Annotated in this window: 1 protein-coding gene; it reads right to left on the reverse strand. The window is 48.7% G+C overall.

Annotation, left to right across the window (positions count from 1 at the left end; translation table 11 throughout):
- On the reverse strand, positions 1-532 hold a 532-nt coding region (locus tag PGX78_RS09420), incomplete at both ends, for a PD-(D/E)XK nuclease family protein (protein WP_270446708.1).

Below are 532 nucleotides of genomic sequence, written 5' to 3' on the forward strand. Positions count from 1 at the left end.
CGTACCCAAGTCGGGTGCCGCGAAATCGTATTCCTGACGTTCTTTAAGTTTTAAGCCGTACTTGGCAAAAAAGGCAAAGGGGCATTTACGATATGCCTCCAGCAAAGTAACAGACCCGCGTAAGGTTTTATTTTTCAAAAACAGATGCTCAATCAAACCTTTGCCCAAGGCCTGCGCCCGATTATTATAAAACAGTCCTGCACCTATAGTATGTACACTGTCGTCGTATCCGTTCAGCAGCGCCCAATCGTACAGGGCCCACCAAATATCATTGATTCGTTTGCCGTCTTTGGCTGACCTTAAGGCAGACGGTAAGAAATGCAACGCCGCCCGTGCATTAACTAAATAGTCAGCCCCATTTTGGGCCGTAATCATTCCCGTATAACTCTCGGCCTTCACGTAACCGCGATTTACAAGCAATCCGACCCACGGCGACGGCATTAAAGCCTCACCGCCTTCATCGGCAAGAGCCCAGGTTATATGCAAAGATTCATCGGCTCGCGTCAAGGCCAAGTAGAAGAAGAATCGTTCC

The sequence above is a fragment of the Megasphaera sp. AF13-6AC genome, from assembly GCF_027685385.1.
Lineage (GTDB): Bacteria > Bacillota > Negativicutes > Veillonellales > Megasphaeraceae > Megasphaera > Megasphaera micronuciformis.